Source organism: Kribbella sp. NPDC050470 (assembly GCF_044458365.1).
GTDB lineage: Bacteria > Actinomycetota > Actinomycetes > Propionibacteriales > Kribbellaceae > Kribbella.
This window is the reverse complement of sequence record NZ_JBITHV010000001.1, coordinates 170319-193894: the sequence shown is the minus strand read 5'-3', so window position 1 is coordinate 193894 and position 23576 is coordinate 170319. Positions and strand designations below refer to the sequence as shown.

Below are 23576 nucleotides of genomic sequence, written 5' to 3'. Positions count from 1 at the left end.
CCGGTCTCACTGCGCAGCGAGCTCGAACGGGTTGAGCAGCCGGACACCGGTCCGTGCCACATCCGCGGTGTTACGGCTGACGAGAGTCCAGTCGTACGCCAAGGCGGTCGCAGCCATCAGCCCATCCACCAGTGGCAGCAGTGAGCGAGCGTTGAGCCTGCCCCACGTCTCGGCGACCTCCACAGTCACCGGGATGATCCGGTCGCCGTACCCCCTGACCAGCCGTTGGGTCCATTCCTCGATCGCCATGGCCTGCACCTGATCACGGCCCGCGAGTCGCTCGATCCCCTGCCGGAGCTCTCCGACCACCAGCACACTCAGATACAGGTCACTCGACCGCACCGACCTGATCCAGCCCGCGGCACCGGCGTGCGGAACCTTCTTCCGGAACTCCGACACCACGTTGGTGTCGAGCAGGTAGTTCACTCGAACTCGACCTGCCGGACCGGAGCATCCGAGCGCTCGATCTCGAGCACGGTCAGATCGGGTGCCGAGGCCAGGAAGTCCTTGAAGTCAACCACCAGTTCCTCTCCCGTCATTCGCCGGTAGTCCACGATGTCCAGCACGACGGCAACCTGGCGGCCGTGCTTCGTCACGAACTGCGGACCGTCGGCATGCACGGCCCGGATCAGCTCACTGAAATGCTGTTTCGCTTCTTGCACCTGCCACTGTCCAGCGATCGCCATCACCCATCACCTCGGAAACAGTCTAGACAGACTGGACAGAATTCACCAATGCACTCGCCGCGACCGATGCCTCGGGGCCGTGGCTACTGGCGGCGCATGCACGCGTGAGCGGTGTCGGAGGAGAGCGCGTCCCGGAAGGTCAGCACGACGTCGAAGGTCTTGCCGAGAACGGACTCCGTGCAGCCCGTCGACTCCCGGGCGGCCTGACCGCCGGAGATCGCGGCGCCCGCGAGCGCCGCACTGGCGAGCCCGGCCGCGGCGACGCGCCCGGCGGTACGGCGGAATGCGGTGGTCATCACGTGCTCCTTTCGCTCTACCAACGACCGTAGGAGCGATCGGCTTCGCGGGAACTGGCTCGGGAACCCGTGTTCGGGGTAGCGCTGACACCACCGTCGATAGGGTCGTGGCATGGACCGGGCTACGGAGGAGACGTGGCGGGCGCGGATTCGCGGCTGCCTGCTGGGTGGAGCGATCGGCGACGCGCTGGGAGCTCCGGTCGAGTTCGAGGACAGTACGTCGATCGTCGCCACGCATCCCGACGGAGTCCGGACATTCGTGTCCGGGCGGATCGGCTGGCCGCCGGGGACGATCACCGACGACACTCAGATGACGTTGTTCACCGCCGAAGGACTGATCCGGGCGGGAGTGCGGGCCGATCGCGGTATTGGGTTCACGGTGGCGGTCGTGCACCACGCCTACGACCGGTGGCTGGACACGCAGGAGCTCCGCTCGCCGAGTGGTGAACGCGACGGCTGGTTGCAGGGCGAGCAGTGGCTGTACGCACGCCGCGCGCCGGGCAACACCTGCCTCAGCGCCTTGCGGGGCGCACGCAACGGCAACGCCAAGATCGAGCAGTTCGGCGGGCAGGCGCGGAACGACTCCAAGGGTTGCGGTGGAGTGATGCGGGTGGCGCCCTTCGGCCTGCTGCCTTCCAAGTGGTTCGACCGGGACTGGGTCTTCGACTCGGCCGCCGACGCCGCCGGCTATACCCACGGTCACCCGACCGGAAAGCTCGCCTCCGGCGCCTTGGCAGTGATCATCCGCGAGCTCTGTGAGGGCGCGGACCTCAACGCCGCGCTGGATACGACCGCCGCGGTGCTCGCCCAGCGGCCGAACCACGAGGAGACCAGTACGGCGCTAGCGGCCGCCCGCCAACTCGCCGCCAGTGCATCCGAGCACGGGCCAACGACCGTCGAGAAGCTCGGCGGTGGCTGGGTTGCCGAAGAGGCGCTCGCGATCGCGGTGTACGCCGCTCTCGCTTACCCGGCACCGGAGCAGTTCCTGGACGCGCTCGCACTGTCGGTCACCCACACCGGAGACAGCGACTCCACCGGCGCAATCTGCGGGAACATCCTGGGCGCCCTCCACGGCGAGACGGCTCTGCCGCCCGAGCTCGTCTTCGCCGTCGAGGGCCGCGCAGTCATCCTCGAGCTCGCCGACGACTTCGCCCTGGAGTTCACCAAGCCGGCCAGCCTGCACGGCGACTACAACCCCGACCTCAGGTGGCGGACCCGCTACCCAGGCTGGTAACCCTCGATCGACAACTGACCGGCCGCATCAGCTATCCGGCGTACAACTCCGCGAGGGGGCCGCCGAGGAGGACGCCGCCGAGGGCGCCGATGAGCATGAAGGGGCCGAAGGGGACCATCTGTTTGCGGGTCATCACCTTGGTCACGATCAGCACGATGCCGACGACCGCGCCGAGGAAGAAGCCGCCGTACAGACCGGTGATGAACTCACCCCACCCGAGCCAGCCGAGCGCGAGCCCGAGCAAGCCGGACAGTCGGACGTCGCCGAAGCCGACGCCGCGCGGGAACACGAACCACAGCACGTAGAACACGACGAACCCGATCGCACCCGCGATCACCGCGCGCCGCATCGAGCCCCACTCGCCCGACACCACGGCCGCGCCCAGCAGCGCCAGCCCGACGACCAGGTACGACGGCCAGATGATCGCCGAGGGCAAGTACCGGGTCCGCGCGTCGATGTACCCGAGCACGGCGCCTGACACAGCGAGCAGCAGCCAGGCGACCAGCACCGGGGTCGTCCCTAGCATCCAGCCGAGCAGTCCCCCGGATACGCCCGCGAGCAGACCGCACCAGAACGCCGCCCGGCGACCGGCGAGGTCGGCGTACGGGATCTTGGTCTCGCCCTCCTCCAGCGTCGGCTCGGGGATCCGCCGCATCAGCCACGGGCCGAGCAGGTACGCCGCGGGACCGCAGAAGGCGACACCGGCCCCTGCGGCGAGCAACGCGTTCTCAGCCGGCACGATCCAGGAGCCTAGACGATTTCCGCGGACTGCTACGCGCGGCCTGTGGACGACCGCCGTACCAGGATCCTGGCGATCACCACCGCGGCGAGGCCGAGTAGCAGCGGACCGCCGAGCAGGATGCCGACCGTGCTCCACAGGCCGTCGTTGACCGTGACATACCGGACGCGCTGGAACTCGTCGTCCGTCGCGGCCCGCTGGAAGACGAAGTCGGAGGTGATCCGCCCCGGCTCGTCGTACTCGGCCGTGTAGGCGGTCAGGAAGTTGGCGGGCGCCGGCAATGCCTCGTCCTCGACGCGACCGGCGTACAGGAGCTCCGGCTGCACGGCTGCGTCCGGCAGTTGGGTCGCGTCGACGCGGTGCTCGGCGGCGACGTAGACCGTGACCGTCTGGTCGGACGTGGCGCCCTTGCTGAGCCGCATCGGGTAGACGATCCGCTCCGAGGCGAAGGTCAGCTTGAGCGGCGGGGTCGACCCGCTCATGTCCTCACCGGGCTGCTTCGGCGCGAGCTTCACCGCGACGATCTCCCACTTCTCGGCCAGGTACGGCGTCAGGTTCGCAGCCAGCGTGGGCGGTACGACGTACGCGTTCGAGCGCAGCCAGTCGGTCACCGCGCCGCCGCTGGTGCCGGTCAGGCGGACGACCTCGAACGGGCCGAGCAGCATCTGCTGCCGCACGTTCACCCCGTTGGCGCTGCCGGGAGCCGCGGCGCCGGCGCCGTCCCGGCCGCTTCCCATGATGCCGAGGTCCCGGAACGGCCAGTACGTCTTTCGCCTCTCGACCCGCTCCCGGGTCGTCCACTGCAGCCGGTCGAACAGGCGTTCCTCGCCGAGCTCGACCTTGGCCTCGGACGGCACCGGCATGATCCAGGCCGCCTTCTTCGACGACCCGTTGATCGCCATCGACAGCGTGATCTCCTCGGTCCCGCCCTGGTGGCGGACCAGCGCGTTCTCGCCGTACGCCCGGGCCCGCGACTCCTGGTCGGGCAGGTAGCCGCCGCAGGCACATGCCCACGCCGGCGTCACCCCGGCCGCAACGAACCCGAGAGCCAGCACACCCACGACAACCCGCCAGAACCTCATGGCGGGAGACTAGCTAGACAAGGGTGTACGGAGTGCGGAAGAAGTTGCTGGGGTCATACTTCTTCTTGACGGTGCGCAGGCGGGCCAGTCCGGCGCCGTAGTACGTGCTGACCGAGCGGCCGTTCTCGACGTAGTTCACGTAGCCGCCGGCCGAGTACTTGCGGACCGCGCGATGGCAGTTGGTGATGAAGGTCTGCGCGGTCCGGCCCTGTGCGGACGAGTACCACTGGATGACCCCGAGCGCCGACCGCCAGGCGCCGAGGTACCGGACCGCCTCCATGTGCGTCTTCACCGTGATCGACCGCGTCGACGCCTTCGAGCCGACGAACGACTCCAGCTGCGCGGCCGCGGCCGCCGCGTTGCCGGTAGTGGAGATGCCGAGCACGTGGATCGACAGCGTTCCGTTGCTGCGGGCATCGATGTGCAGTTGCCCCAGGACGTGATCGGCGCCGACTGCGCGAACTTCTGCCCGCCGCGGACGACGGCCGCCGCCTTCCGCTGGTCAGCGCTCCGGCGGTGACGACAGCACCTGCCCTCAGCAGTGTCCGGCGGTCAAACTGGCCCACGATCGTCGAGCTCCTCACGGGCGGCGGTCCTCATGGCCGCCAGGGGCGCCGGCGACCTACCGGTCATCATCTCCACCTGGAGGGTCGCCTGATGCACGAGGAGATCAAGGCCGTTCAACAGCTCTGTACCGATTCGGTGCGCGGCGATCGCGAGCCCGGTCGGCCACGGGTGGTACGCCACGTCGAACACCACCGGCGCGACCCCGGCGAAGTGCTCGGCCCACGGGTCGACGGCACCGCCGGGCAGTGTCGAGATGCACAGGTCGAACCCGCCGATCTGCTCGACCTGCGAGAAGTCCGCGACCGAGGTCTTCAGCCCCAGCTCGGCGGCCAGGTCCAGCAGCCGCTCGGCCCTGGAGACGTCCCGGACGACGACGGTCACCTCGCTGACCTTCAGGCCACGCAACGCCGCCAGCGTGGACGCGGCGGTCGCCCCACCGCCCAGCACGACGGCCGAGTCAGCGGCGGTGATCCCGCGCTCGGCGAAGGCGTTCACCAGCCCGGGTACGTCGGTGTTGTGGGCCGACCGGGATCCGTCCGGCTCGAACAGCATCGTGTTCGCCGCGCCGATCAGCTCCGCGACCGGGTCGACGGTGTCCACCAGGTCCAGCGCGACCCGCTTCAGCGGCATCGTCAGCGACAACCCACGGACGTCGTCCCCGAGCGAGGCGACGAACCCGCGCAACTCGTCCTCGCCGACCTCGAAAGCGTCGTACTGCCAGTCGAGCCCGAGTGCCGCATACGCAGCCCGATGCATCGCCGGCGACAACGAGTGCGCGATCGGCGACCCGAGAACGGCGCAACGGGTCATCAGCACCGGCCCTTGTGGGACTGGCACCACGCCTGCAGCTTCTTCACGTTTGCCTCGTGCTCGTCCGACGTACTGGCGAACGCCGTCTCACCGGTGTCCAGGTTGACCAGGGTGAAGTACAGCCAGGATCCCTGGGCAGGGTTGAGCGCGGCTCGCAGCGTGTCCTTGGTCGGCGAGTTGATCGGCGTCGGCGGCAGGCCCTTGACCTTGTAGGTGTTGTACGGCGAGTCCATGTCGCGCTGCTCGGGCGTGGTGAACACGCCGCCGTCCCGGCCGACCACGTAGTGGATCGTCGAGTCCATCTGCAGCCGCATGCCGATCCGCATCCGGTTGTAGATCACCCGGGACACCTTGGCGTAGTCCTGCGGGCGGTTGGTCTCGGCGCCGATGATGCTGGCCACGATCACCGCCTGGTACGGGTCCAGCTTCTTGCGTTTCGCGGTCCCCACCAGGTCCAGCTCGGCCGCGGTCGTCGCGTACTTCTGCGTCATCATCTTGATGATCGTGTACGCCGTCGCGCCCTTCGACACGTCGTACGTGCCCGGGTACAGGAAGCCCTCGGCGTTGTTGTTCGCGTACGACGGCAGGCCCAGCGCGGCCGGCTTCGACAGCGCGGTCGCGGCGGCGCCGGCGGGCAGCTTCAGCTTCGGCGACTTCTGCAGCGTGTCGCTGACCTCGGCCTTGGTCAGGCCGGCCCGGAACCCGATCCGGGTGACCAGGATCGACTTGCCGGTGTCCAGCATCAGCTCGAGCGCGGCCTTGGCCGACATCTCCTTGTGCAGCGTGTAGGTGCCGGCCTGGAGCTGGCGCGAGCGCGGGTCGTCCCGGGCCGCCCGCTCGAACGCCTTGGCGCTCTTCACCACGCCCTTCTTCTCCAGCGTGTCCGCGATCGCCTGGGCGCTCTGCCCCTGGGTGATCTCGACCACCACCGAGCCGGTGCCGGCGCCCTGGAAGTCGGGGGCGGCGAACATCTGCTCCAGCGCGTCCCGGCCCTTACCGAAGCCGATCACGGCCCCGGCCACCAGCGCGCCGACGACCACCAGCGAGATCAGGCCGGCGAAGCAGCCGAACCCGCGCCGGGCCCGCGCCTTGCGGCGGTTCGCGCGGCGGTCGACCCGGCTCTCGGCACGGAGCCCGAGGCCGGCGCCCAGATCGTCGCCGTCCGTCACGTCGTCTTCCACCGGTGTTCTGTTCACAGGGGCCTCCCGGGTGGGTTCCCAGTCTCGCGCTCCACGTCGAGAGCGTGTTGCAGAATCACGACCGCCGCGGCCTGGTCGACCACGGCCCGCCGCTTGGAGCCCTTCTTTCCCCGTTCCCGCAGCATCCGCTCGGCCGTGACCGTGGTGAACCGCTCGTCCACCAGGCGCACCGCCGTCCCCGAGTTGCCCTCCTGCACCTTAGCCCGCACCAGCTCCGCCGTTTCCCGGATCTTCACCGCGGCCGGGCCTTCGCCCCCGGACAGCGAGCGCGGCAGGCCGACCACGATCTCGACCGCCTCGAGTTCGGCGGCGAGTGCCGCGATCCTATCCAGATCGCCGGGGCCCCGGCGGATCGTCTCCACCGGGGTGGCCAGGATTCCGTGCGGATCGCTGCTGGCGACGCCGATCCGGACGTCGCCGATGTCGAGCGCGAGCCGCACACCAGATCTCATCAGGAACGCATCAACCCGTCACGAGCTGGCCGATGGTGTGCTCGACCGCGGACAGCGCGTCGTCGGCGCCGGCCGGGTCGGTGCCGCCACCCTGCGCGACGTCGTCCTTGCCGCCACCGCGGCCGCCCAGCTTCTCGGCCGCGACCCGGACCAGGTCACCGGCCTTCAGCCGCCACTCGCGCGCGGTGTCGTTCAGCGCGATCACCACACCGGGCTTGCCGTCGTTCACGCTCAGTACGGCGACCACGGCCGGCTTGTCGGCCGCCATCCGGCCGCGGACGTCGAGGGCCAGCTTCCGCAGGTCCCCGCCGTTCACGCCGTCGGGGGCGCGATGACCGACGTACTGGACCCCGAAGACGTCCTTCGGGTTCGCGGACAGCTCGGCGGCGGCCGCCAGCACCTGGCCGGCGCGGACCCGCTCGAGCTCCTTCTCCGCGACCCGCAGCCGCTCGGCCAAGTCGGCCACCTTCGCGGGCAGCTCCTCCGGACGGGCCTTGAGGTTCTCGCTCAGCAGCCGGACCAGCGCGCGCTCCTTGCCGAGGTAGCGGAGCGCCTCCATGCCGACGAACGCCTCGAGCCGGCGAACACCGGCGCCGACGGACGACTCACCGGTGACGGTCAGCGCACCGACCTGGGACGAGTGCTTCACGTGCGTGCCACCACAGAGCTCACGCGACCAGGGGCCGCCGATCTCCACGACCCGCACCTGCTCGTCGTACGTCTCGCCGAACAGCGCCAGCGCGCCCCAGTCCCGGGCCTCCGGCAGCGTCATGTACTGCGCCGAGACCGGCAGGTCCTGGCGGACGGCGAGGTTCGCGACCTCTTCGATCTCGGACCGGGTCGCCTGGTCCAGCGCCGACGACCAGGCGAAGTCGAGCCGCAGGTAGCCGGGCTTGTTGTACGAACCGCTCTGCAACGCGTTCGGGCCGAGCACCTGCCGCAGCGCCGCGTGCACGACGTGCGTGCCGGAGTGCGCCTGGCATGCCGATACGCGCCACTCGTGGTCAACCTCGGCGTGCACGTCCAGGCCCGGCGTCAGGACGCCCTCGACGACCTCGACCTTGTGCACGATCAGGCCCTTGACCGGCCGCTGTACGTCGAGAACCTTCAGCTTCACGCCGTCGGCGACGATCAGGCCCTCGTCGGCGATCTGGCCACCGGACTCCGCGTAGAACGGCGTCTTCTCCAGCACCACCTCGACGGTCTCGCCCTGCTCGGCGGCCGGTGCGACCACGCCCTCCCGCAGCACCCCGCGGACCTGCGAGTCGGTCGCCAGCTCCTGGTAGCCGGTGAACTCGGTAACGCCCTTCTCGCGCAGCTCCCGGTAACCCGAGGTGTCCGCGTGACCGGCCTTCTTGGCCCGCGCGTCGGCCTTGGCCCGCTCGCGCTGTTCCTTCATCAGCGCCTTGAAGCCCTCGGTGTCCACGTTCAGGCCCTGCTCGGCGGCCATCTCGACGGTCAGGTCGATCGGGAAGCCGTAGGTGTCGTGCAGCTGGAACGCCTTCGCGCCCTCCAGTTGGTGCGCGCCGCCGGCCTTGGTCTCGCGGACCGCGATGTCGAAGATGCTGGTCCCGGCGGTGAGGGTCCGGCGGAACGCCTCCTCCTCGGCGTACGCGACCTGGCTGATCCGGCCGAAGTCGGGCTCCAGCTCCGGGTACGACTTCTTCATCTGCTCCAGGCTGACCGGGAGCAGCTCGACCAGGCTCGGGTCCTCGTAGCCGAGCAGCCGCATCGAGCGGATGGCCCGGCGGAGCAGCCGGCGCAGCACGTAGCCGCCCTGCTCGTTGCCCGGGTTCACGCCGTCGCCGATCAGCATCAGCGCGCTGCGGACGTGGTCGGCGACCACCCGGAACCGCACGTCGTCGGTGTGGTCGGCGCCGTACTTGCGGCCGCTCAGCTCCGACGCCTTCTCGATCACCGGGTAGATCTCGTCGATCTCGTACATGTTGTCGACGCCCTGCAGCAGGTAGGCCACCCGCTCCAGGCCGAGACCGGTGTCGATGTTCTTCTTCGGCAGCTCGCCGAGGATCGGGTAGCCCTCCTTGCCGCCACCCTCACCGCGGATGTTCTGCATGAAGACCAGGTTCCAGAACTCCAGGTAGCGGTCGCCCGCCTCCCAGTCCCGGTCGGCGCCGAACTCCGGGCCGCGGTCGATCAGGATCTCCGAGCACGGGCCGCACGGGCCGGGGATGCCCATCGACCAGAAATTGTCCCTCATGCCGAGTCGGACGATCCGGTCGTCGGGCAGGCCGGCGACCCGCTTCCACAGGTCGATCGCCTCGTCGTCCTCGTAGTACACCGACGCGTACAGCACCGACTCGTCGAAGCCGTAGCCGCCGTCGTGCTGGGGCCGGGTGACCAGGTCCCAGGCGTACTCGATCGCCTTCTCCTTGAAGTAGTCGCCGAAGGAGAAGTTGCCGTTCATCTGGAAGAACGTGCCGTGCCGGGTGGTCTTGCCGACCTCGTCGATGTCGAGGGTGCGGACGCACTTCTGCACACTGGTCGCGCGCGGGTAGGGCGGCGTCTGCTGGCCGACGAAGTACGGCACGAACTGGGCCATGCCGGCCACGTTGAACAGCAGGTTCGGGTCCGGCGACGGCAGCGGCGCACTCGGCACCACGGTGTGGCCGCGGTCCTCGAAGTACTGCAGGAACCGCCGCCTGATCTCACTGGTTTCCATGGGTGTTACCGGTAGTCCTCACGCGTGTCTGTGTTTGTGTCGATGCCGAGCGCGTCCCGCAACTCGGTCTCCCGTTCGGCCATGCCCTCGCGCACCTCGTCGCCGAAGTGCCGGATCGCGGCGGCCACCTTGGCCGCGGACTCCTGCAGGCTCTCCGGGGCGAGCACCTGGGCGCGCTTCTTCAACCGGGTCACGGCGTACACGCCGACCGCGATGCCGACGATCAGCCAGAAGATCCGCTTCATCCGACATCACCTCGCTTCCGTGCCTTGCGCTCGGCCTTCATCTCATCCTTCACTCGCCGGGTGACGTCCTTGCGCTGGCTGTCGCCGAGCGCCTTGCGGACGCCGTACGTGAACGCCGCGGCCTTCACCAGCGGGCCGCCGGCGGTCGCCGAGAACAGCGACATCAGCGCCGCCGCGTTCGTGGTCACCGTGGTCGCGTTGTCGGTGATGGTGTCGACCTTGGCCAGCTGCGCGTTCGTGGTGGACACGGTGGTGGTCACCTCGCCGAGCAACGGGATGCTCGAGTCGGAGACGCCCTTGACCATGATGCGGGTCTCGTCGAAGACCTTGCCCAGCTTCAGGATCGGATAGGCCAGCAGGCCCACCAGGATGAGCAGCGCGCAGGCGGCTATCAGCCCCGCGACTTCACCGACGCTCATGGGAAACGATCCACCTTCCGTTGCGACCTCGTGGACCGCCCGACCTTATCGCGCGGCCATACCTCAGTCCGCTCCAGGACACCATCCCTCAGATCACAGTCCCCCACCAAACCGGCGATCCTGCGTCGCCGCACGCGTGCCGGTCCCCGGGGCCGGCCAGCCCCGGGGACCGGAATTCGTCCGTGTTCAGGCGATGACGTAGCGCTGCATCATGTCGTTGTCCTCGTGCTCGAGGATGTGGCAGTGCCAGACGTATTCGCCGGTGTAGGACGCGCCGATCGCCAGCGGCGCACCGCCGGCGGCGTTCGCTCCGAACGGGACCAGGATGCGGGTGACCTCACCGGGCATCGCCGCGACGGTGTCCTTCCAGCCGCGCTCGTTCGCCGGCGGCGGTGCGGCGCCGCCGACCAGGTACGGCGTGACCGACGGCGGCAGGTAGAGCCCCGTCCCGGGTTCGAGCGGGTCCACGCCGTACGCGGCCTCGGTGTACTGGCTGACTGCGAATCGTTGCCGGTTGAGCACCTGGAACTGGGTGAAGTGCAGGTGGATCGGATGCGCGTCACCCGTCGTGTTCGCCAGTTCCCAGACCTCGAGCGTGTCCTGGCCGACCGGCACGCCCCGGTAGTCGACGGAGGCGAAGGAGCGGTTGTTGAGCAGTGCGGTGAGCGGTGCCCCGGCCGCGTCGAGGATCTCGACCAGCGACATCGTCCGGGTGGCCGCGACCGGCTGTCCCGCCAGCCTCGTGAGCGGGACCGAACGCAACGTGGCCGGCAGCGGAGCTGTGTAGCCGCTCGCACCGGTCACCGTGAATCGCATGATCTGCGGCAGCGGCGCCCCGCCGCGCCGTGTGGCCTGCGGCCCGTCGGGGAACGGCGTCCGGGCGTTGTTCGTGAGGATGACGGCGGCGCCGGTCGGCAGCCCGGCGAAGTCGACCACCAGGTCGGCTCGCTCCCCCGGACCGAGCGTCAGCTTGTTCATCTGCACCGGGGCGTCCAGCAGGCCACCGTCGGTACCGATCTGATGGAAGTTGTGCGCGTTTGCGCCGATCATGAACTTCAGCAGGTAGAAGCGGGCGTTCGAACCGTTGTAGACCCGGAAGCGGTACTTGCCCTTGGCCACGTCGAGGTTCGGCCAGACCTTGCCGTTGACGGTCGCGACGTCACCGAAGAACTCGGGCGCCCACGGCCGTGGCGTGGTCGGGTTCTGGTTCGCCGGGTACGCGAGCGTCCCTTCCTGGGTGAACATCCGGTCCTGGATCACCAGCGGCACCTCGTACGGCGGCGCCGGCAACCGGCTGCCGTCGCCCGGATCGTTGTCGTCCCGAATGAGGTAACCACTGGCCAGCCCGGCGTACACGTTCAGGCGGGTGATCGCCAGCGCGTGGTCGTGGTACCAGAGCCCGGCCGACTCCTGCCTGTTCTCGTACGAGTAGACGAACTCGGTGCCCGGCAGGAACACGTCGAGCGGTCCCCCGTCGAACTCCGGCCGGGTGTTGCCGCCGTGCAGGTGGACCGCGGCCCGTGGCGCCACCGCGTCGTTCGTGCCGGCCGCCACCAAGCCCTCCTCGACGGCCTGCTCGACCAGCTCGTCGTCGATCGCGAAGGCGAGCGGGTGAGCGCCCAGCTCGTTGCGGACGGTGAGGTCGAACGGAACGTCGCGGCGGGCCACGATCACCGGACCGAGATAGGACTGTGCACCGGCCGACGTCCGGTACGCGAAGGTGTCCGCCGGACCCAGCGCGCCGTGGAACCGGTGGACGGCGTTCACCATCCGGATCGTCGCGCTGCCGCCCCCGGTGGCGTCGATGACACCCAGGTCGGCGAGCGTCGGCAGTTGTTCGGTGAACATCGTGAGTCCGGCCGGGACGGCGGCGGTCGCGCGGGCGGCCGGACCGAACGCAACCGGAATCGCCAGTCCTGCTCCGGCTTGGAACAGGCGGCGTCGACTGATGGTCATGATGACTCCCCCAATACTTCGGGGCTCCCCCAGCGCCGAATGCTGATGTTCTCAGGGGAGCGCGCTGGGGGCACGCATGACAGTGACCTTCGGCTCTAGCTCAGGGGCCGACAGTCAGGGGTTGCCGCGCTCGCAGGCTATGCCGTCGCCGTTGCGGTCCAGGGCCGGGGTGTAGCCCGGGTCCCCGCGGTACAGAGGTGCCTTACCTGCGGCGCGAACCTCAGCGCAGTTCTTGTAAACCACCGTCGGTGTGGTGGCCGGAGGAGTCGTCTGGGTCGTACTTGGCGTGGTCGACGGCTGGGTTGTGGTGGTCGGCCCCGGGACGGTGCTGCTGGGCGGTGTCGACGGCTGGATCGTCGACGGTGGCTGTGTCGACGGGGGTTGAGAGAACGGCTCGGTGGAGGGCTGCGTCGACGGCTGGGCCGGGGAGTTCGGGGTGGCGGCCGCCTTCGTCGGCGACCACGGTGGGCTCAGCGTGGCCGGCCTATTCGCGGGCTGGGCCGGCGGGAACCAGCTCGTCGCCGGGCCGGGGGCAGGTGAGGTGCTCTGGCTCGGCGACTGGCTCGGAGACTGGCTCGTGAGCTCCCGGGGCGGCACTCCGACCAGGCTCGGCGAGGCACCCGCGGGGTCGCCGGGATCAGTCGTCTCGGACGGAGTGCTGCTCTCGGGCGCTGCCAGGCTCGGCGTCGTGGTCGCCGACTCGCGCGCGTTGTACGGTACGACGAGCAACAGGCCGACCAGCGTGATCACGACGGCTGCGAGCGCACCCATTTTGAGCACCGGTGGGCCGCCGTACCGGCCGACGGGGCCGCGGACCGGTACGCCGTTCTCGTCGACCCAGAAGGACCAGCCGGCCGGAGGCTTCGGCCAGTCGTCATCGGGTTTCCAGCTTTTCGGTGGCCGCCAGCGCGCGTTCGGCGGTTCGGGCCAACCAGGGGGCGGGTTGAAGTGCCTCAAAACGCTACCTTTCACCCCCAGGCCGACTCGCAGCCTACCCACCGCAGCCGACCACGCAAGCGTGGGCCCTCCATCCGTCAGTCGAAGCTGACAGTGAGTGTCCGAACCGTCCCGTTAGGTGTCCAAACCAGGCGCATGGTGCCGGTCCCACCTCCGGACCAACGGAAACGGGCGAAGTCGCCGACCTCTTCGACCAGACTCATGGTCTCGGTGGGTGGAGTGGCCCGGTACGCCTCGGCAATGGCTTCCCGGCCGTGGAAGGGGCCGGCTGGGACGTTCACGAAGGTCATGGTGGCGTCGGGGGCGAAGCGGGCGGCGAAGGTGTCCCAGTCGCCGGTGCTGACGGCCTGGTTGAAGGCGTCGACGTGGTCGGTCGTGCGGCTCATTTGCGGTCCCGGAGGATCTTGCGGATGTTCGCGACCCGGTCCGCGTACGCCGCCTCGCCGCCGCGGCGGGTCGGGTTGTAGTAGTCGGTGCCGTCGATCACGTCCGGCGCGTACTGCTGCGGGACGACGCCGCGCGGGTCGTTGTGCGAGTACTGGTACGACGAGCCGTGGCCGATCTTCTTCGCGCCGGCGTAGTGCGCGTCGCGCAGGTGGGGCGGCACCGGGCCGACCTTGCCCGCCTTCACGTCGGCGATCGCGGCGTCGACGGCCATGATCACCGCGTTGGACTTCGGGGCGAGCGCGAGGGCGACGACCGCCTGGGCCAGGTTGATCCGGGCCTCCGGCATGCCGATCAGCTGGACCGCCTCGGCTGCGGCGACCGCGACGCCGAGCGCGGTCGGATCGCCCATGCCGATGTCCTCGCTCGCCGAGATCACCAGGCGGCGGGCGATGAACCGCGGGTCCTCGCCGGCCTCGATCATCCGGGCCAGGTAGTGCATCGCGGCGTCCACGTCGGACCCGCGGATCGACTTGATCAACGCCGACGCGACGTCGTAGTGCTGGTCGCCGGCCCGGTCGTACCGCACCGCGGCCCGGTCCACCGCCGTCTCGAGTGTCTTCAGGTCGATGACTTCGGCTTCCTTCGCCCGCGCGCCACCGGCCGCGGCCTCCAGGTAGGTCAACGCCCGCCGGGCATCTCCCCCGGCCATCCGGAGCAAATGGTCGCGGGCGTCCTGCGCAAGCTCGAACTCGCCGTTCAGCCCGCGCTCGTCGGCCAGCGCCCGGTCCAGCAGTACGGCGATGTCGTCGTCGGTCAGCGACTCGAGGGTGAGCAGGAGTGATCGGGACAGGAGCGGTGAGATCACCGAGAAGAACGGGTTCTCGGTGGTGGCCGCGACCAGGGTCACCCAGCGGTTCTCCACGCCGGGGAGCAACGCGTCCTGCTGAGCCTTCGTGAACCGGTGCACCTCGTCGATGAACAGCACTGTCTCGACCGTCCCCGCCGCCCGCGCCAGATCCCTTCGCGCGGCGTCGATCACCTGCCGGACGTCCTTCACCCCCGCGGTGACCGCCGACAACTCCACGAACTTGCGGTTGGTCTGATGCGAGACCACCGCCGCGATCGTCGTCTTCCCGGTTCCCGGCGGCCCCCAGAGGAGCAACGACATCGGCTGGTCCCCCTCGACCAGCCGTCGCAGCGGTGACCCAGGCGCCAGCAGATGCTGCTGCCCCACCAGCTCGTCAAGGCTCCGAGGCCGCATCCGCACAGCCAACGGCGCAGCCGTGTGGTCCATGTCGGCCAAGCTCCCGCCGCCCCGAGCAGGCGCAGGAGCTCCCGGGATCTCGAACAAGCCTTCACTCACAGGTGAGAGCCTACCTAGCCCTACAGACAGTTATTTCTTGCTGTCCTTCGGGTCTTCCTCGTCGTCGGCCTCGCGGAGTTCCTCGGGGAGGTCCTCGTCGTCGGCCTCGCGGAGCTCCTCCGGGAGGTCGTCCTCGTCGAACTCCTCGGGCAGGATCTCCTCGAACTCGGCCACCGACTCCGGCTTGATGGCGTTGCGGAGGCGGCCGAGGATCCGGTCGGCCTCGGTGCCGAAGGGGTTGTCGTTGACGAGGTAGGTCCAGGTGGCGATCGGGCGGGGGACGCCGCTCGCCTCCTCGTCCAGACCCTCGGCGGTGATCTCGGCGGTCTTGAAGGTCTCGACGGCGTCGGCCCAGGCGTCGGCGATCAGGGTGTCGAACGACGCGATCGCGGACTTGTTGAACTCGTCGATCGGCTTCAGGTGCACGATGCCGCCGGACAGCGACCGCAGGTGGATGCCCTCCCGCAGGTCGGCCAGGTACGCCAGGTGGTCGGTCCACCGCCGGTCCAGGTGGTGCAGGGCGATCCGCCGTACGGCGTCCTTCACCACGTCCTCACCGAGCTCCTCGACGAGTTCGTCGTACCGCTCCTTGGCCTTCTCGGCCAGCTCGGTCGCCGCGAGGTCCTCGGTCAGCACCTTCTCGCGGGTGTCGAGCAGGATCGCCCGCTGCTGGCCGGTCAGCCGGTGGTACTGCCACGTCGTCCGGTGCAGCTCGGCGTTCGCACCGTCCGCGACCCGCTGTGCGTGCTCGAGCACACCGATCGACTTGCGGTCGGTCAGCCGCCCGGAGTCGTCCGGATGCGGCCGCAGCCCCGAGGAAACGGAGTACCGGGTCACCAGCTCGTCGGCCAGGCTCGCGAAGAACAGAGACCCACCCGGGTCACCCTGCCGCCCGGCCCGTCCACGCAGCTGGTCGTCCAGCCGCCGCGACGCGTGCAGACCGGTCCCGATCACGTACAGACCGCCCAGCTCGAGCGCCTTCTCCTTGTCGTGCGACTCGTCGCGCCCACCCAGCCGGATGTCCGTACCGCGACCGGCCATCTGCGTCGACACGGTCACCGTTCCCGGCACACCGGCCTCGGCGATGATGCCGGCCTCCTCGGCGTCGTTCTTCGCGTTCAGCACGACGTGCGGGATCTCGGCCGCCTCGAGCCGGTCGCTCAGCTGCTCGGACTCCTCCACGCTGTGCGTCCCGATCAGGATCGGCCGCCCGGTCTCGTGCACCTCGGCGATGTGCTCGACCAGCGCCGTGTTCTTCTGCTCGACGGTCAGGTAGAGCCGGTCCGGGTCGTCCTTGCGGACGTTCGGCTTGTTCGGGGGTACGACGGCCACCTCGACGTCGTAGAACTCCTGCAGCGACTCACCGACGACGACCGCCGTACCGGTCATGCCGCACAGCGTCTTGTAGCCCTTGACCAGCGCCTGCACGGTGATGCTGTCCAGCACCTCGCCGGAGTCGCTGACCGGCACGGCCTCCTTGGCCTCGACCGCCGCCTGCAGGCCGTCGGGCCAGCGCTGCAGCTTCGCTATCCGGCCGCGGTTGTTGTTGATCAGGCTGACCTTGCCGTCGCGGACCAGGTAGTCGACGTCCTTGCGCAGCAGCACCTCGGCGTGCAGCGCGACGTTGATCTGGGTGAGCCGGTCGAGGTTGTCGTCCTCGTACAGGTTGATCCCGCCGAGCGTGTCCTCGACCTTGTCCGTGCCCTTGTCGGTCAGCGCGACCGTCCGGCCGTCGCCGTCGATCTCGTAGTCCACACCGGCACGCAGCGTCCGGACCAGCTGTACGACGTCGTCGTCCAGCGCCTCGGTCCGGGTCGCACCCGCGAGCACCAGCGGCACCCGGGCCTCGTCGATCAGCACCGAGTCGGCCTCGTCGACCAGCGCCACGTCCGGCTCGACCGTGACCCGGTCGGCCACGTCGGTCACCAGCCGGTCCCGCAGTACGTCGAACCCGACCTCGCTGACCGGGACGTAGCAGACCTCCGCCTGGTACGCCTCCCGGCGCTCCTCCGGTGTGGATGCCTGGCCGACGTGCGACACGCTCACGCCGAGCAGCTCGTACACCGGGCCCATCCACTCCGCGTCGCGGCGCGCCAGGTAGTCGTTGACGGCGAGCACCTGGACCTTGCGGCCGCCGATCGCGTACCCGGCCGCGGCGATCGCGCCGGCCAGCGTCTTGCCCTCACCGGTCGCCATCTCCACGACCCGGCCCTGCAGCATCGCCAGCGCGCCGACGACCTGGCCGTCGAAGGCCCGCTCACCGATCGCGCGGTGACCGGCCTCCCGGCCCAGGGCGAGGAACTCGATCTGCTCGTCCTCGTGCAGCCCGCCGGTGGTGCGCAGCTCGCCCACCGCCTCGGTGAGCTCTTCGTCGGTCAGGGACTGCACCGACTCCTCCGCCTCGCCGACCAGCTGGGTGAGCCGCTCGTACGGGCCGAGGTCGATCGAGCCGGGGCGCTGCAGCAGCCGGCGGAAGCGGGAAGCGATCTTCAGAGCCATGATTCGGCAACGTACAGCCTCGGCGTGTCGTTCCGTAATGCAGGTAGGCGTATCAGGGGGTCCAGTTGTACGGCGTGGTCGTGGTGACGGCGTGCAGGCCCAGTTTCTGGAGGATCGGACGGGAGTCCTCGGACGCGTCCACGCGGAGGAACTCGTACCCGCGTTCCTTCGCCAACTGGGCCCGATGGACCAGCAGAGCGCCGTACAGACCCTGTCGCCGCCACTCCGGCAGCGTGCCGCCACCCCACAGGCTCGCGAACCCCGTCCCGGGGTGGAACCGGACCCACGCGGCCGACACCGCCGGCCCGTCCGGCCCCTTCAGCGCGTCCTCGACCAGGTACACCGACAGCCGGTCCGGGAACATCCGGGCCTCGCCGGACAGCCGCTCCTCGATCCGCTCCAGCCCGTTGTGCCACAGCGTGTCCATCAGTACGGCGATCCGGTGGTAGTCGGCCGGGCCGTCGGCCTCCCGCAGCCGCACCTTCGACGGCAGCGCGGACGGCCGCTCCAGGATCCGGTCCACCTCGCCGAGGATCAGGGTCTCCGGATCGTCCGGGGTGAACCCGGCCCGGACCAGCCGGTCGCCGAGGTCGGCGGGTTCGTCGTACGCGTACGTCTTCCACTCGAACGGCAACCCACGGTCACGGAAGAACGCGACCTCGGCCGCGATCACCGCGTCCGGGTCGTCGCCGAGGCCGCGCGGCGACTCGACGAACCCGGCGCCGTCGGGCCCTTCGACGTACGAGCGATGCACCAGGCCGACATGCTCGGTCTTCCAGCCGGGAATGGCGTCGGCGTCCGGCAACCGGATCCGGCGATGGAAGACCTCGAGCAACTCGGCAGGCGTCATGTCCGCAGTCAACCAACTGGTGAACAGCGGCGTCTAACCGTTTGTCCTGAAAGGGGGGACATCATGAACATCCACCACATCTCGCGCAAGACGATCGTCGCCGCCCTCGCCATCATGGCGATCCCCGCCGCAGCGATCGCCGCACCGGCCGTCACCGGCTCCACCTCCGCCCCCCGCACCGTCTCCACCAGCGCCGCCTCGACCAGCACCACCACCGCATGCCCGAAGGGCTGGGGCTCGCTGCCCGAGACCAACAGCCGGATGACCTCCGCGCCGATCACCAACGTGCGCACCGGCCGGCACGCCTGCTTCGACCGGCTGGTCGTCGACCTCCGCGGCCGCGCCGCCGGGTACGACGTCCGCTACGTCAGCAACGTCACCCAGGACGGCTCCGGCTTCGTCGTACCGCTCCGCGGCGGCGCGAAGCTCCAGATCATCGTCCGCGCGCCCGCCCACACACTGGCCGGCCAGCAGACGTACCGCCCCGCGAACAAGCGCGAGCTGACCAACGTGGCCGGCTACAGCACCTTCCGCCAGGTCGCGTACGGCGGCAGCTTCGAAGGCCAGACCACCATCGGTCTCGGCGTTCGCGCCCGCCTTCCGTTCCGCGTCTTCACGCTCGCCGGCCCGGGCTCGAACACCCGCCTCGTGGTGGACGTCGCCCACCGCTGGTAACCCAGACCCCCACCCCAGCGGCCGTCCGGCTCCCCCGCCGGGCGGCCGCCCTACTCCATTGGGCGGACCTGTTCCGGTGAATCCACGCTCCGGCGGGCGCTGGCGGACCGCCCGCCGGAGCGTGGCTCCCTACAGAACCTGGTTGAGCAGGTCGAAGAAGGTGTTGCCGAGCACCAGCTCGTACGGGTCCGTCAGCAGCGGAGCCAGGTCGGCGATGTCCGACGGCGTCCAGCCCCACGCGTTGATACCGCAGGCGATGAAGGCCGGGCTCGCGCCGTCCCAGTCGGCGATCTTCGCGTCCAGGGCCGCCTTGTACTCAGCGGCCTTCCCGGGTGCGCCGAAGTTCCCGATGATCGGCAGGCCGCCGCGCTTGACCAGCAGGTCGCCGCCCTCCCACGACTGGACGATGCCCTGCAGCGGGGTGTGGTCGTTGTACCCCTGGGCGATCTCCTCCGGGAACGCGACCCAGCCGTTCGCATCCCGGTGGTTGTAGGCGTAGACGAGGTCCATGCCGGTACGGCGCATGAACGACCCGGACAACTTGAGGTACGCCGTCAGCTGGTCGGCCGGCCACGACCCCGGGTAGCTGTAGCCGGCGCCGGACGGCCCGCAGATCAGCAGGTCGTTGGAGGTCGCGGTCCGCTGGAAGTAGCTGAACAGCCCCGGGCCGATCTCGGCGAGCAGCGGGCTGATCGTCCAGTTGACCATCGCCTCACCACGCCGCGGGTCGTCCCACATGTCGCGCATCCGCCGCTGGCAGTACTGCACGTTGTCGCCCTCGCCGAAGGTCAGCGTGACGTACACCTTGTTCTTCGGCTGCAACCGCCGTACCGGCCGGACCTTGTCCGAGATCGGCGCGACGAAGCCGGAGTGCACGGTGCCGTTCATGTAGAAGTCCGCAGGGATCACCGGCGAGCCGCCCTGCGACGCCAGGTCGACACCGCTCCACTCCCCCGCGACGTCGTTCGAGAACCAGCCCGCGTACGGCGCGGTCGGCCCGACCTTGTCGAAGTGCTCGGTCAGCAGGTCGCCGGTCGGACCGTTCGGCGGCAGCCAGCTCACCAGGGCCTTGGTGGCCACCACGTAGTCGCGGAAGAACGGGAACGGCTCGATCCGGGTCGGCGCGGTGTCGGTCGCGGACACGACGTACTGGTTCCACATCTCCACCGTCACCACGAGGCTCGTCGTACCGGCCGGCGGGGCGAAGCGGTAAATCCAGTAGTTCCCGCCGTCGGCGAACCGGTTGCCCTCGCCACCGATCGACGAGTTCGCGGCCTCGAACAGGTACGGCGCCTCCTCCGGCGTGTTCGGCAGGAACCGCGCGATCTCGGTCCCGTTCGCCTTCACCGTCACCCCGAGCACCGAGGCGCCCCAGCCGTCGTCGCCGAACGAGTCCCCGAACCGGACGAACACCCCGTCCGGGCCGAGCTTCGCCGAGACGTCCAGGTCGTACGTCCCACGGTTCGACGAGTCCCGGATCTGCCGGGTCTCGCGGGCGATCTCCTGCCACTGCACGTCCTCGACCTGCACCACCATCGTCGGCGGCAGACCGGTGAGCAGCTTCTGGTTGCACCGCGGGAACAGGTTGTCCAGCTGCCAGCGATAGGTCTTCACCCGGTCGCCGTCGAAGACCCCACGCAGGTCCTTCACGATCCGCAGCCCGTGCGCCTGCGCCTGCTCCGCGGTCGCCACGACCGCGTTCTCCAGCCCGGCCAGCGTCGTGGCGACGTTGATCGAGTCCGCTACGGCGGGATCGTGAACGATCGCGCCCTTGATCCGGCTCCGGTACTTCGCCACCAGGTCGAGCGGATCGTCGTACCGGGTGGTCGGCAGCTTCATGTCCGCGAGCCACTTGGCATCGGGACCGTCCGGGCCGCCCGGGTTGAACAGGAAGTACAGCTCAGGCTTCGTGCGGTTGACGACGCCCTGCAAGGTGGTCAGCAGGGTCTGGTCGCCCCCGCTGAGCTTGCTGACGTCGCCGTAGTGCAACCGCCCCGGCTTGGCGAAGGCAGGCAACCAGCGGTCTGCCGCCGCTTGGGCCGAAGCATTGGCAGCGTTGTCGGCCGCGGCGGCGGAAAGGGGCTGAACCACCCCGAACCCACCCGCCGCCACCGCGCCGCTACCCGCCAGGAACGTTCGTCTCGAGACCATCGTGACCACTCCCCTGTCGCTGACATCGATGTCAAATCAGCCGGACAGTAGCAACGTCAGGACTCCCTGTACATAGCTCATTACAACGTTGCCCCAACCAATCTGGAATCGTTTCCGATGCAGGGGGTCCGTCCGACGCGTGGTCCACCCCACGCGTGCTACGCAGCCGCTCCTCCGTCGCGTCCGCTCCGCGCGCTCCCACCCGCCCCCCGGCTACCGCCGGTGCATCCCTTGCCTGGCTACCGCCGGCGGTTCGCGGTGCTGCCGCTCCGCGTGTATGCGGTGCTGTCGCCCCGCGGGTGTGACGGCTGCCGCCGTCCACCTGCGGGCTACCGCCCGCCGTCGGTCTGTTGGCCCACGGTCGTTCGGCTGTCGCCTGTCGTACTCGCCGTGATCCGTGGTGGCGCTCGGGGCGTGGGACACCCACTGGTGGGTGCGGACAGGAGATACCAGGTACCAGCCCACCAGTACCTGTCCAAGCCCCCGATTCAACTCGCGCATCTGAACAGTCACCCTGGGATGACACCCACCGGCTGCCGACAACGCCCGCCCGGACATCAACCCACGCGCACTACGTGCCTAAACCCCGGGCGACAGCCCCGCACACCCGCGGCGCGACAGCACCACACCCCGGGCGACAGCACGGCACTCCGGGCGACAGCCCGCACGACCGCTGGGCGACAGCCCGCACACCGCGGGGCGACTGCACCGCACCCCGGGCGGCAGCCCGCAAACCCGCCGGCGGCGGCCAGGCAAGGATGCACCGGCGATAAGCCGGGAGGGCGGGTGGGAGCGCGCGGAGCGGCCGCGACGTAGGTGCGGCTGCGTAGCACGCGTGGGGGGACTACCAGGCCTGGTGAAGGATTTCGGTTGTCTCGGCGAAGGATAGACCCGCCCGGCGGGCGGCTAGCGCGAGGGCGACGGCGGCCTGGTGGGTGGCCGCGTCGTCTACCTGGCTGCGTTCGGCGAGGACGAAGGTCCCGTTCCGTCCGCGGGTTTCCACCAGGCGATCCGCCTCGAGCTCCTTGTACGCCCGCGCCACCGTGTTCACCGCCAGCCCGAGGTCCAGTGACAGCTGCCGCACCGTAGGCAGCCGGGTCCCCTTCGCCAGCTCGCCTGCCCGGATGAGACCTTCGATCTGCGACCGCACCTGTTCGTACGGCGGGGTGATCCCGACCGGATCCACCGTGATGTCCATCCGGTCACCATGCCCGACCACTTGCGCCGCGAACAACCGGACACCACAACCGACCGTGACCCTCCACTCCCCACAGTTGGTACTCGGCCTGACCAAGGTCGGGACGGCTACTGCAGGACAACCTGATCCGCTACGCAAACCGACCTCGCCGAGGCCGCTCCTGACGAGCCGGATCAGGCGAAGTCCTCCGCGGTGTACAGCTTCTGCTCGACCAGGACCAGCCAGTTGCCGGAGTTGTCCCTCAGCACCGCCTCCACGCCGTACGGGCGTTCGCTCGGCTCCTGGATGTACTCGACGCCCTTGGCGACGAGTTCCTGGAACGTCTTGCGGCAGTCGTCGGTCGCGATGCCGAACCCGTGCATCGTGCCCTTCGCCATCATGCGCCGGACGGCCGCGACGGCCTCCTCGTCCAGGGGTGGTCCGGGCAGCGCGAGTTGCAGGTGCAGTTCCGGGTGATCCGGGTGGTAGACGGTGCACCAGCGGTAGTCGGGCAGCTTGACGTCGCTCCCGGCCGCGAACCCGAGCTTCTCGGTGTAGAACTCCTTCGCCTCGTCGATGTCGGTGACGAACACGCTCATCAGGCTGATGTTGGTGATCATGGTTCCTCCTCGTCGTTGCTCTCGGTACGACGGTAGGGCGCGGCGCCCGCCTCTGGCTTCTCCGGAATTGCGGACTTCAGCCCGAGCATGAACACGAAGCAGCCGGGGATCCGGGCGCCGGACTGGGTCCGCTGGTACTCCGACGGGTTCATCCCGAGCAACTCGGTGAACCGCTGCGAGAACGACCCCAGACTGCTGTACCCGACCAGGCCGCACACCTCGGTCACGGTCAGGTTGGTGGCCCGGAGCAGGTCGCTGGCCCGCTCGATCCGCCGCCGGGTCACGTACTGCATCGGCGTCTCGCCGTACTCGGCCGCGAAGCAGCGCAGGAAGTGGTACTTCGACACCCCGGCCGCGGCCGCCAGCCCGGCCAGGTCGAGCGGCTCCGCATAGTTGCGGTCAGCAACATCCCGCGCACGCCGCAGATGCGCCAGCAACTCCACCGGTACGCCGCCTGCCACACCCCGAGCCTAGACCGTCGACGGTACGACGATCTGCACGCCTACCGTTGACCGACGCCCGCGGGTGGCGC

The 23576-nt window shown here is 69.5% G+C and carries 25 protein-coding genes; 3 read left to right on the top strand and 22 right to left on the bottom strand.

Features of this window, described 5'->3' with window-relative positions; all coding sequences use genetic code 11:
* Positions 1 to 6: 6 nt before the first annotated feature.
* The 3 genes from ACIBGM_RS00860 to ACIBGM_RS00850 form a co-directional block, all read right to left on the bottom strand.
* Positions 7 to 426 carry a type II toxin-antitoxin system VapC family toxin gene (locus tag ACIBGM_RS00860; RefSeq protein ID WP_396384042.1) on the bottom strand — a complete coding sequence of 140 codons (420 nt, stop codon included), beginning with the start codon at positions 424 to 426 and terminating at the stop codon, positions 7 to 9.
* Entirely contained in the window at positions 423 to 686 is a 264-nt protein-coding gene (locus ACIBGM_RS00855) for a type II toxin-antitoxin system Phd/YefM family antitoxin (protein WP_360530381.1), read from the bottom strand. The genes ACIBGM_RS00860 and ACIBGM_RS00855 overlap by 4 nt, the downstream gene beginning before the upstream one ends.
* An 83-nt stretch (positions 687 to 769) precedes the next feature.
* Entirely contained in the window at positions 770 to 982 is a 213-nt protein-coding gene (locus ACIBGM_RS00850; RefSeq protein ID WP_396384041.1) for a hypothetical protein, read from the bottom strand.
* A 112-nt stretch (positions 983 to 1094) separates the two neighbouring features.
* On the opposite strand from ACIBGM_RS00850, the gene ACIBGM_RS00845 reads away from it, so the two are divergent.
* Positions 1095 to 2216: an ADP-ribosylglycohydrolase family protein gene (locus tag ACIBGM_RS00845; protein ID WP_396384040.1), complete on the top strand. Its 1122-nt coding sequence runs from the start codon at positions 1095 to 1097 to the stop codon at positions 2214 to 2216.
* Between the two features lie 31 nt (positions 2217 to 2247).
* Here the strand turns inward: ACIBGM_RS00845 and ACIBGM_RS00840 are convergent, their stop codons facing one another.
* Genes ACIBGM_RS00840 through ACIBGM_RS00830 form a run of 3 tightly spaced genes read right to left on the bottom strand, consistent with a single transcriptional unit; the run spans position 2248 to position 4422 of the window.
* On the bottom strand, positions 2248 to 2955 hold the full coding sequence (locus ACIBGM_RS00840) for a prepilin peptidase (protein ID WP_396384039.1): 708 nt from the start codon (positions 2953 to 2955) through the stop codon (positions 2248 to 2250).
* Between the two features lie 32 nt (positions 2956 to 2987).
* On the bottom strand, positions 2988 to 4037 hold the full coding sequence (locus tag ACIBGM_RS00835; protein WP_396384038.1) for a DUF2330 domain-containing protein: 1050 nt from the start codon (positions 4035 to 4037) through the stop codon (positions 2988 to 2990).
* Positions 4038 to 4050: 13 nt separating this feature from the next.
* Positions 4051 to 4422, bottom strand: a complete 372-nt coding sequence (locus ACIBGM_RS00830) for a BBE domain-containing protein (RefSeq protein WP_396384037.1) — start codon at positions 4420 to 4422, stop codon at positions 4051 to 4053.
* Here ACIBGM_RS00830 and ACIBGM_RS00825 point away from each other — a divergent pair, their 5' ends adjacent.
* The gene (locus tag ACIBGM_RS00825; protein WP_396384036.1) at positions 4423 to 4557 is read left to right on the top strand and encodes a hypothetical protein; all 135 of its coding nucleotides are present in this window, start codon (positions 4423 to 4425) and stop codon (positions 4555 to 4557) included.
* Positions 4558 to 4589: 32 nt separating this feature from the next.
* On the opposite strand, the gene ACIBGM_RS00820 is transcribed toward ACIBGM_RS00825, so the two are convergent.
* The 12 genes from ACIBGM_RS00820 to ACIBGM_RS00765 form a co-directional block, all read right to left on the bottom strand.
* Positions 4590 to 5414: a shikimate dehydrogenase gene (locus ACIBGM_RS00820; protein WP_396384035.1), complete on the bottom strand. Its 825-nt coding sequence runs from the start codon at positions 5412 to 5414 to the stop codon at positions 4590 to 4592.
* A complete protein-coding gene (gene mltG / locus ACIBGM_RS00815) occupies positions 5414 to 6610 on the bottom strand; it encodes an endolytic transglycosylase MltG (RefSeq protein ID WP_360530360.1) in 1197 nt (398 codons plus the stop codon). The genes ACIBGM_RS00820 and mltG overlap by 1 nt, the downstream gene beginning before the upstream one ends.
* Positions 6607 to 7065, bottom strand: a complete 459-nt coding sequence (gene ruvX, locus ACIBGM_RS00810) for a Holliday junction resolvase RuvX (RefSeq protein WP_360530357.1) — start codon at positions 7063 to 7065, stop codon at positions 6607 to 6609. Before ruvX ends, mltG begins: the two co-directional genes overlap by 4 nt.
* A 10-nt stretch (positions 7066 to 7075) precedes the next feature.
* Positions 7076 to 9745 carry an alanine--tRNA ligase gene (gene alaS / locus ACIBGM_RS00805; RefSeq protein ID WP_396384034.1) on the bottom strand — a complete coding sequence of 890 codons (2670 nt, stop codon included), beginning with the start codon at positions 9743 to 9745 and terminating at the stop codon, positions 7076 to 7078.
* A gap of 5 nt (positions 9746 to 9750) precedes the next feature.
* Positions 9751 to 9990, bottom strand: a complete 240-nt coding sequence (locus tag ACIBGM_RS00800; RefSeq protein ID WP_360530350.1) for a DUF6167 family protein — start codon at positions 9988 to 9990, stop codon at positions 9751 to 9753.
* Entirely contained in the window at positions 9987 to 10409 is a 423-nt protein-coding gene (locus tag ACIBGM_RS00795) for a DUF948 domain-containing protein (RefSeq protein WP_360530347.1), read from the bottom strand. Before ACIBGM_RS00795 ends, ACIBGM_RS00800 begins: the two co-directional genes overlap by 4 nt.
* A gap of 186 nt (positions 10410 to 10595) precedes the next feature.
* A complete protein-coding gene (locus ACIBGM_RS00790) occupies positions 10596 to 12365 on the bottom strand; it encodes a multicopper oxidase family protein (protein WP_396384033.1) in 1770 nt (589 codons plus the stop codon).
* Between the two features lie 114 nt (positions 12366 to 12479).
* On the bottom strand, positions 12480 to 13322 hold the full coding sequence (locus ACIBGM_RS00785; RefSeq protein WP_396384032.1) for an excalibur calcium-binding domain-containing protein: 843 nt from the start codon (positions 13320 to 13322) through the stop codon (positions 12480 to 12482).
* Positions 13323 to 13399: 77 nt separating this feature from the next.
* Positions 13400 to 13708 (bottom strand): nuclear transport factor 2 family protein, encoded by a 309-nt coding sequence (locus ACIBGM_RS00780; protein ID WP_360530338.1) that lies wholly within the window; start codon positions 13706 to 13708, stop codon positions 13400 to 13402.
* A complete protein-coding gene (locus ACIBGM_RS00775; RefSeq protein ID WP_396384031.1) occupies positions 13705 to 15072 on the bottom strand; it encodes a replication-associated recombination protein A in 1368 nt (455 codons plus the stop codon). The genes ACIBGM_RS00780 and ACIBGM_RS00775 overlap by 4 nt, the downstream gene beginning before the upstream one ends.
* A 30-nt stretch (positions 15073 to 15102) precedes the next feature.
* On the bottom strand, positions 15103 to 17571 hold the full coding sequence (gene secA2 / locus ACIBGM_RS00770) for an accessory Sec system translocase SecA2 (RefSeq protein WP_396384030.1): 2469 nt from the start codon (positions 17569 to 17571) through the stop codon (positions 15103 to 15105).
* A 52-nt stretch (positions 17572 to 17623) separates the two neighbouring features.
* A complete protein-coding gene (locus ACIBGM_RS00765; protein WP_360530329.1) occupies positions 17624 to 18421 on the bottom strand; it encodes a GNAT family N-acetyltransferase in 798 nt (265 codons plus the stop codon).
* A 63-nt stretch (positions 18422 to 18484) separates the two neighbouring features.
* Here ACIBGM_RS00765 and ACIBGM_RS00760 point away from each other — a divergent pair, with 63 nt between their 5' ends.
* Positions 18485 to 19096 (top strand): hypothetical protein, encoded by a 612-nt coding sequence (locus ACIBGM_RS00760; RefSeq protein WP_360530326.1) that lies wholly within the window; start codon positions 18485 to 18487, stop codon positions 19094 to 19096.
* A 129-nt stretch (positions 19097 to 19225) separates the two neighbouring features.
* Here the strand turns inward: ACIBGM_RS00760 and ACIBGM_RS00755 are convergent, their stop codons facing one another.
* The 4 genes from ACIBGM_RS00755 to ACIBGM_RS00740 all read right to left on the bottom strand — a co-directional run bounded on the left by ACIBGM_RS00755 (position 19226) and on the right by ACIBGM_RS00740 (position 23505).
* Positions 19226 to 21247, bottom strand: a complete 2022-nt coding sequence (locus ACIBGM_RS00755; protein ID WP_360530312.1) for a GxGYxYP domain-containing protein — start codon at positions 21245 to 21247, stop codon at positions 19226 to 19228.
* A gap of 844 nt (positions 21248 to 22091) precedes the next feature.
* Complete coding sequence (locus tag ACIBGM_RS00750) at positions 22092 to 22445, bottom strand: GntR family transcriptional regulator (protein ID WP_360530309.1); 354 nt, start codon at positions 22443 to 22445, stop codon at positions 22092 to 22094.
* Between the two features lie 173 nt (positions 22446 to 22618).
* On the bottom strand, positions 22619 to 23044 hold the full coding sequence (locus ACIBGM_RS00745) for a VOC family protein (RefSeq protein WP_360530306.1): 426 nt from the start codon (positions 23042 to 23044) through the stop codon (positions 22619 to 22621).
* Complete coding sequence (locus ACIBGM_RS00740; protein WP_360530303.1) at positions 23041 to 23505, bottom strand: helix-turn-helix transcriptional regulator; 465 nt, start codon at positions 23503 to 23505, stop codon at positions 23041 to 23043. Before ACIBGM_RS00740 ends, ACIBGM_RS00745 begins: the two co-directional genes overlap by 4 nt.
* Positions 23506 to 23576 lie beyond the last annotated feature (71 nt).

Excerpts from the sequence above, each read along its gene's own strand:
- ACIBGM_RS00855 (WP_360530381.1), bottom strand. The coding sequence starts at position 686 with ATGGCGATCGCTGGACAGTGGCAGGTGCAAGAAGCGAAACAGCATTTC.
- ACIBGM_RS00850 (WP_396384041.1), bottom strand. The coding sequence starts at position 982 with ATGACCACCGCATTCCGCCGTACCGCCGGGCGCGTCGCCGCGGCCGGG.
- ACIBGM_RS00845 (WP_396384040.1), top strand. The coding sequence starts at position 1,095 with ATGGACCGGGCTACGGAGGAGACGTGGCGGGCGCGGATTCGCGGCTGC.
- ACIBGM_RS00835 (WP_396384038.1), bottom strand. The coding sequence starts at position 4,037 with ATGAGGTTCTGGCGGGTTGTCGTGGGTGTGCTGGCTCTCGGGTTCGTT.
- ACIBGM_RS00820 (WP_396384035.1), bottom strand. The coding sequence starts at position 5,414 with ATGACCCGTTGCGCCGTTCTCGGGTCGCCGATCGCGCACTCGTTGTCG.
- ruvX (WP_360530357.1), bottom strand. The coding sequence starts at position 7,065 with ATGAGATCTGGTGTGCGGCTCGCGCTCGACATCGGCGACGTCCGGATC.
- alaS (WP_396384034.1), bottom strand. The coding sequence starts at position 9,745 with ATGGAAACCAGTGAGATCAGGCGGCGGTTCCTGCAGTACTTCGAGGAC.
- ACIBGM_RS00800 (WP_360530350.1), bottom strand. The coding sequence starts at position 9,990 with ATGAAGCGGATCTTCTGGCTGATCGTCGGCATCGCGGTCGGCGTGTAC.
- ACIBGM_RS00795 (WP_360530347.1), bottom strand. The coding sequence starts at position 10,409 with ATGAGCGTCGGTGAAGTCGCGGGGCTGATAGCCGCCTGCGCGCTGCTC.
- ACIBGM_RS00790 (WP_396384033.1), bottom strand. The coding sequence starts at position 12,365 with ATGACCATCAGTCGACGCCGCCTGTTCCAAGCCGGAGCAGGACTGGCG.
- ACIBGM_RS00780 (WP_360530338.1), bottom strand. The coding sequence starts at position 13,708 with ATGAGCCGCACGACCGACCACGTCGACGCCTTCAACCAGGCCGTCAGC.
- secA2 (WP_396384030.1), bottom strand. The coding sequence starts at position 17,571 with ATGGCTCTGAAGATCGCTTCCCGCTTCCGCCGGCTGCTGCAGCGCCCC.
- ACIBGM_RS00765 (WP_360530329.1), bottom strand. The coding sequence starts at position 18,421 with ATGACGCCTGCCGAGTTGCTCGAGGTCTTCCATCGCCGGATCCGGTTG.
- ACIBGM_RS00760 (WP_360530326.1), top strand. The coding sequence starts at position 18,485 with ATGAACATCCACCACATCTCGCGCAAGACGATCGTCGCCGCCCTCGCC.
- ACIBGM_RS00755 (WP_360530312.1), bottom strand. The coding sequence starts at position 21,247 with ATGGTCTCGAGACGAACGTTCCTGGCGGGTAGCGGCGCGGTGGCGGCG.
- ACIBGM_RS00750 (WP_360530309.1), bottom strand. The coding sequence starts at position 22,445 with ATGGACATCACGGTGGATCCGGTCGGGATCACCCCGCCGTACGAACAG.
- ACIBGM_RS00745 (WP_360530306.1), bottom strand. The coding sequence starts at position 23,044 with ATGATCACCAACATCAGCCTGATGAGCGTGTTCGTCACCGACATCGAC.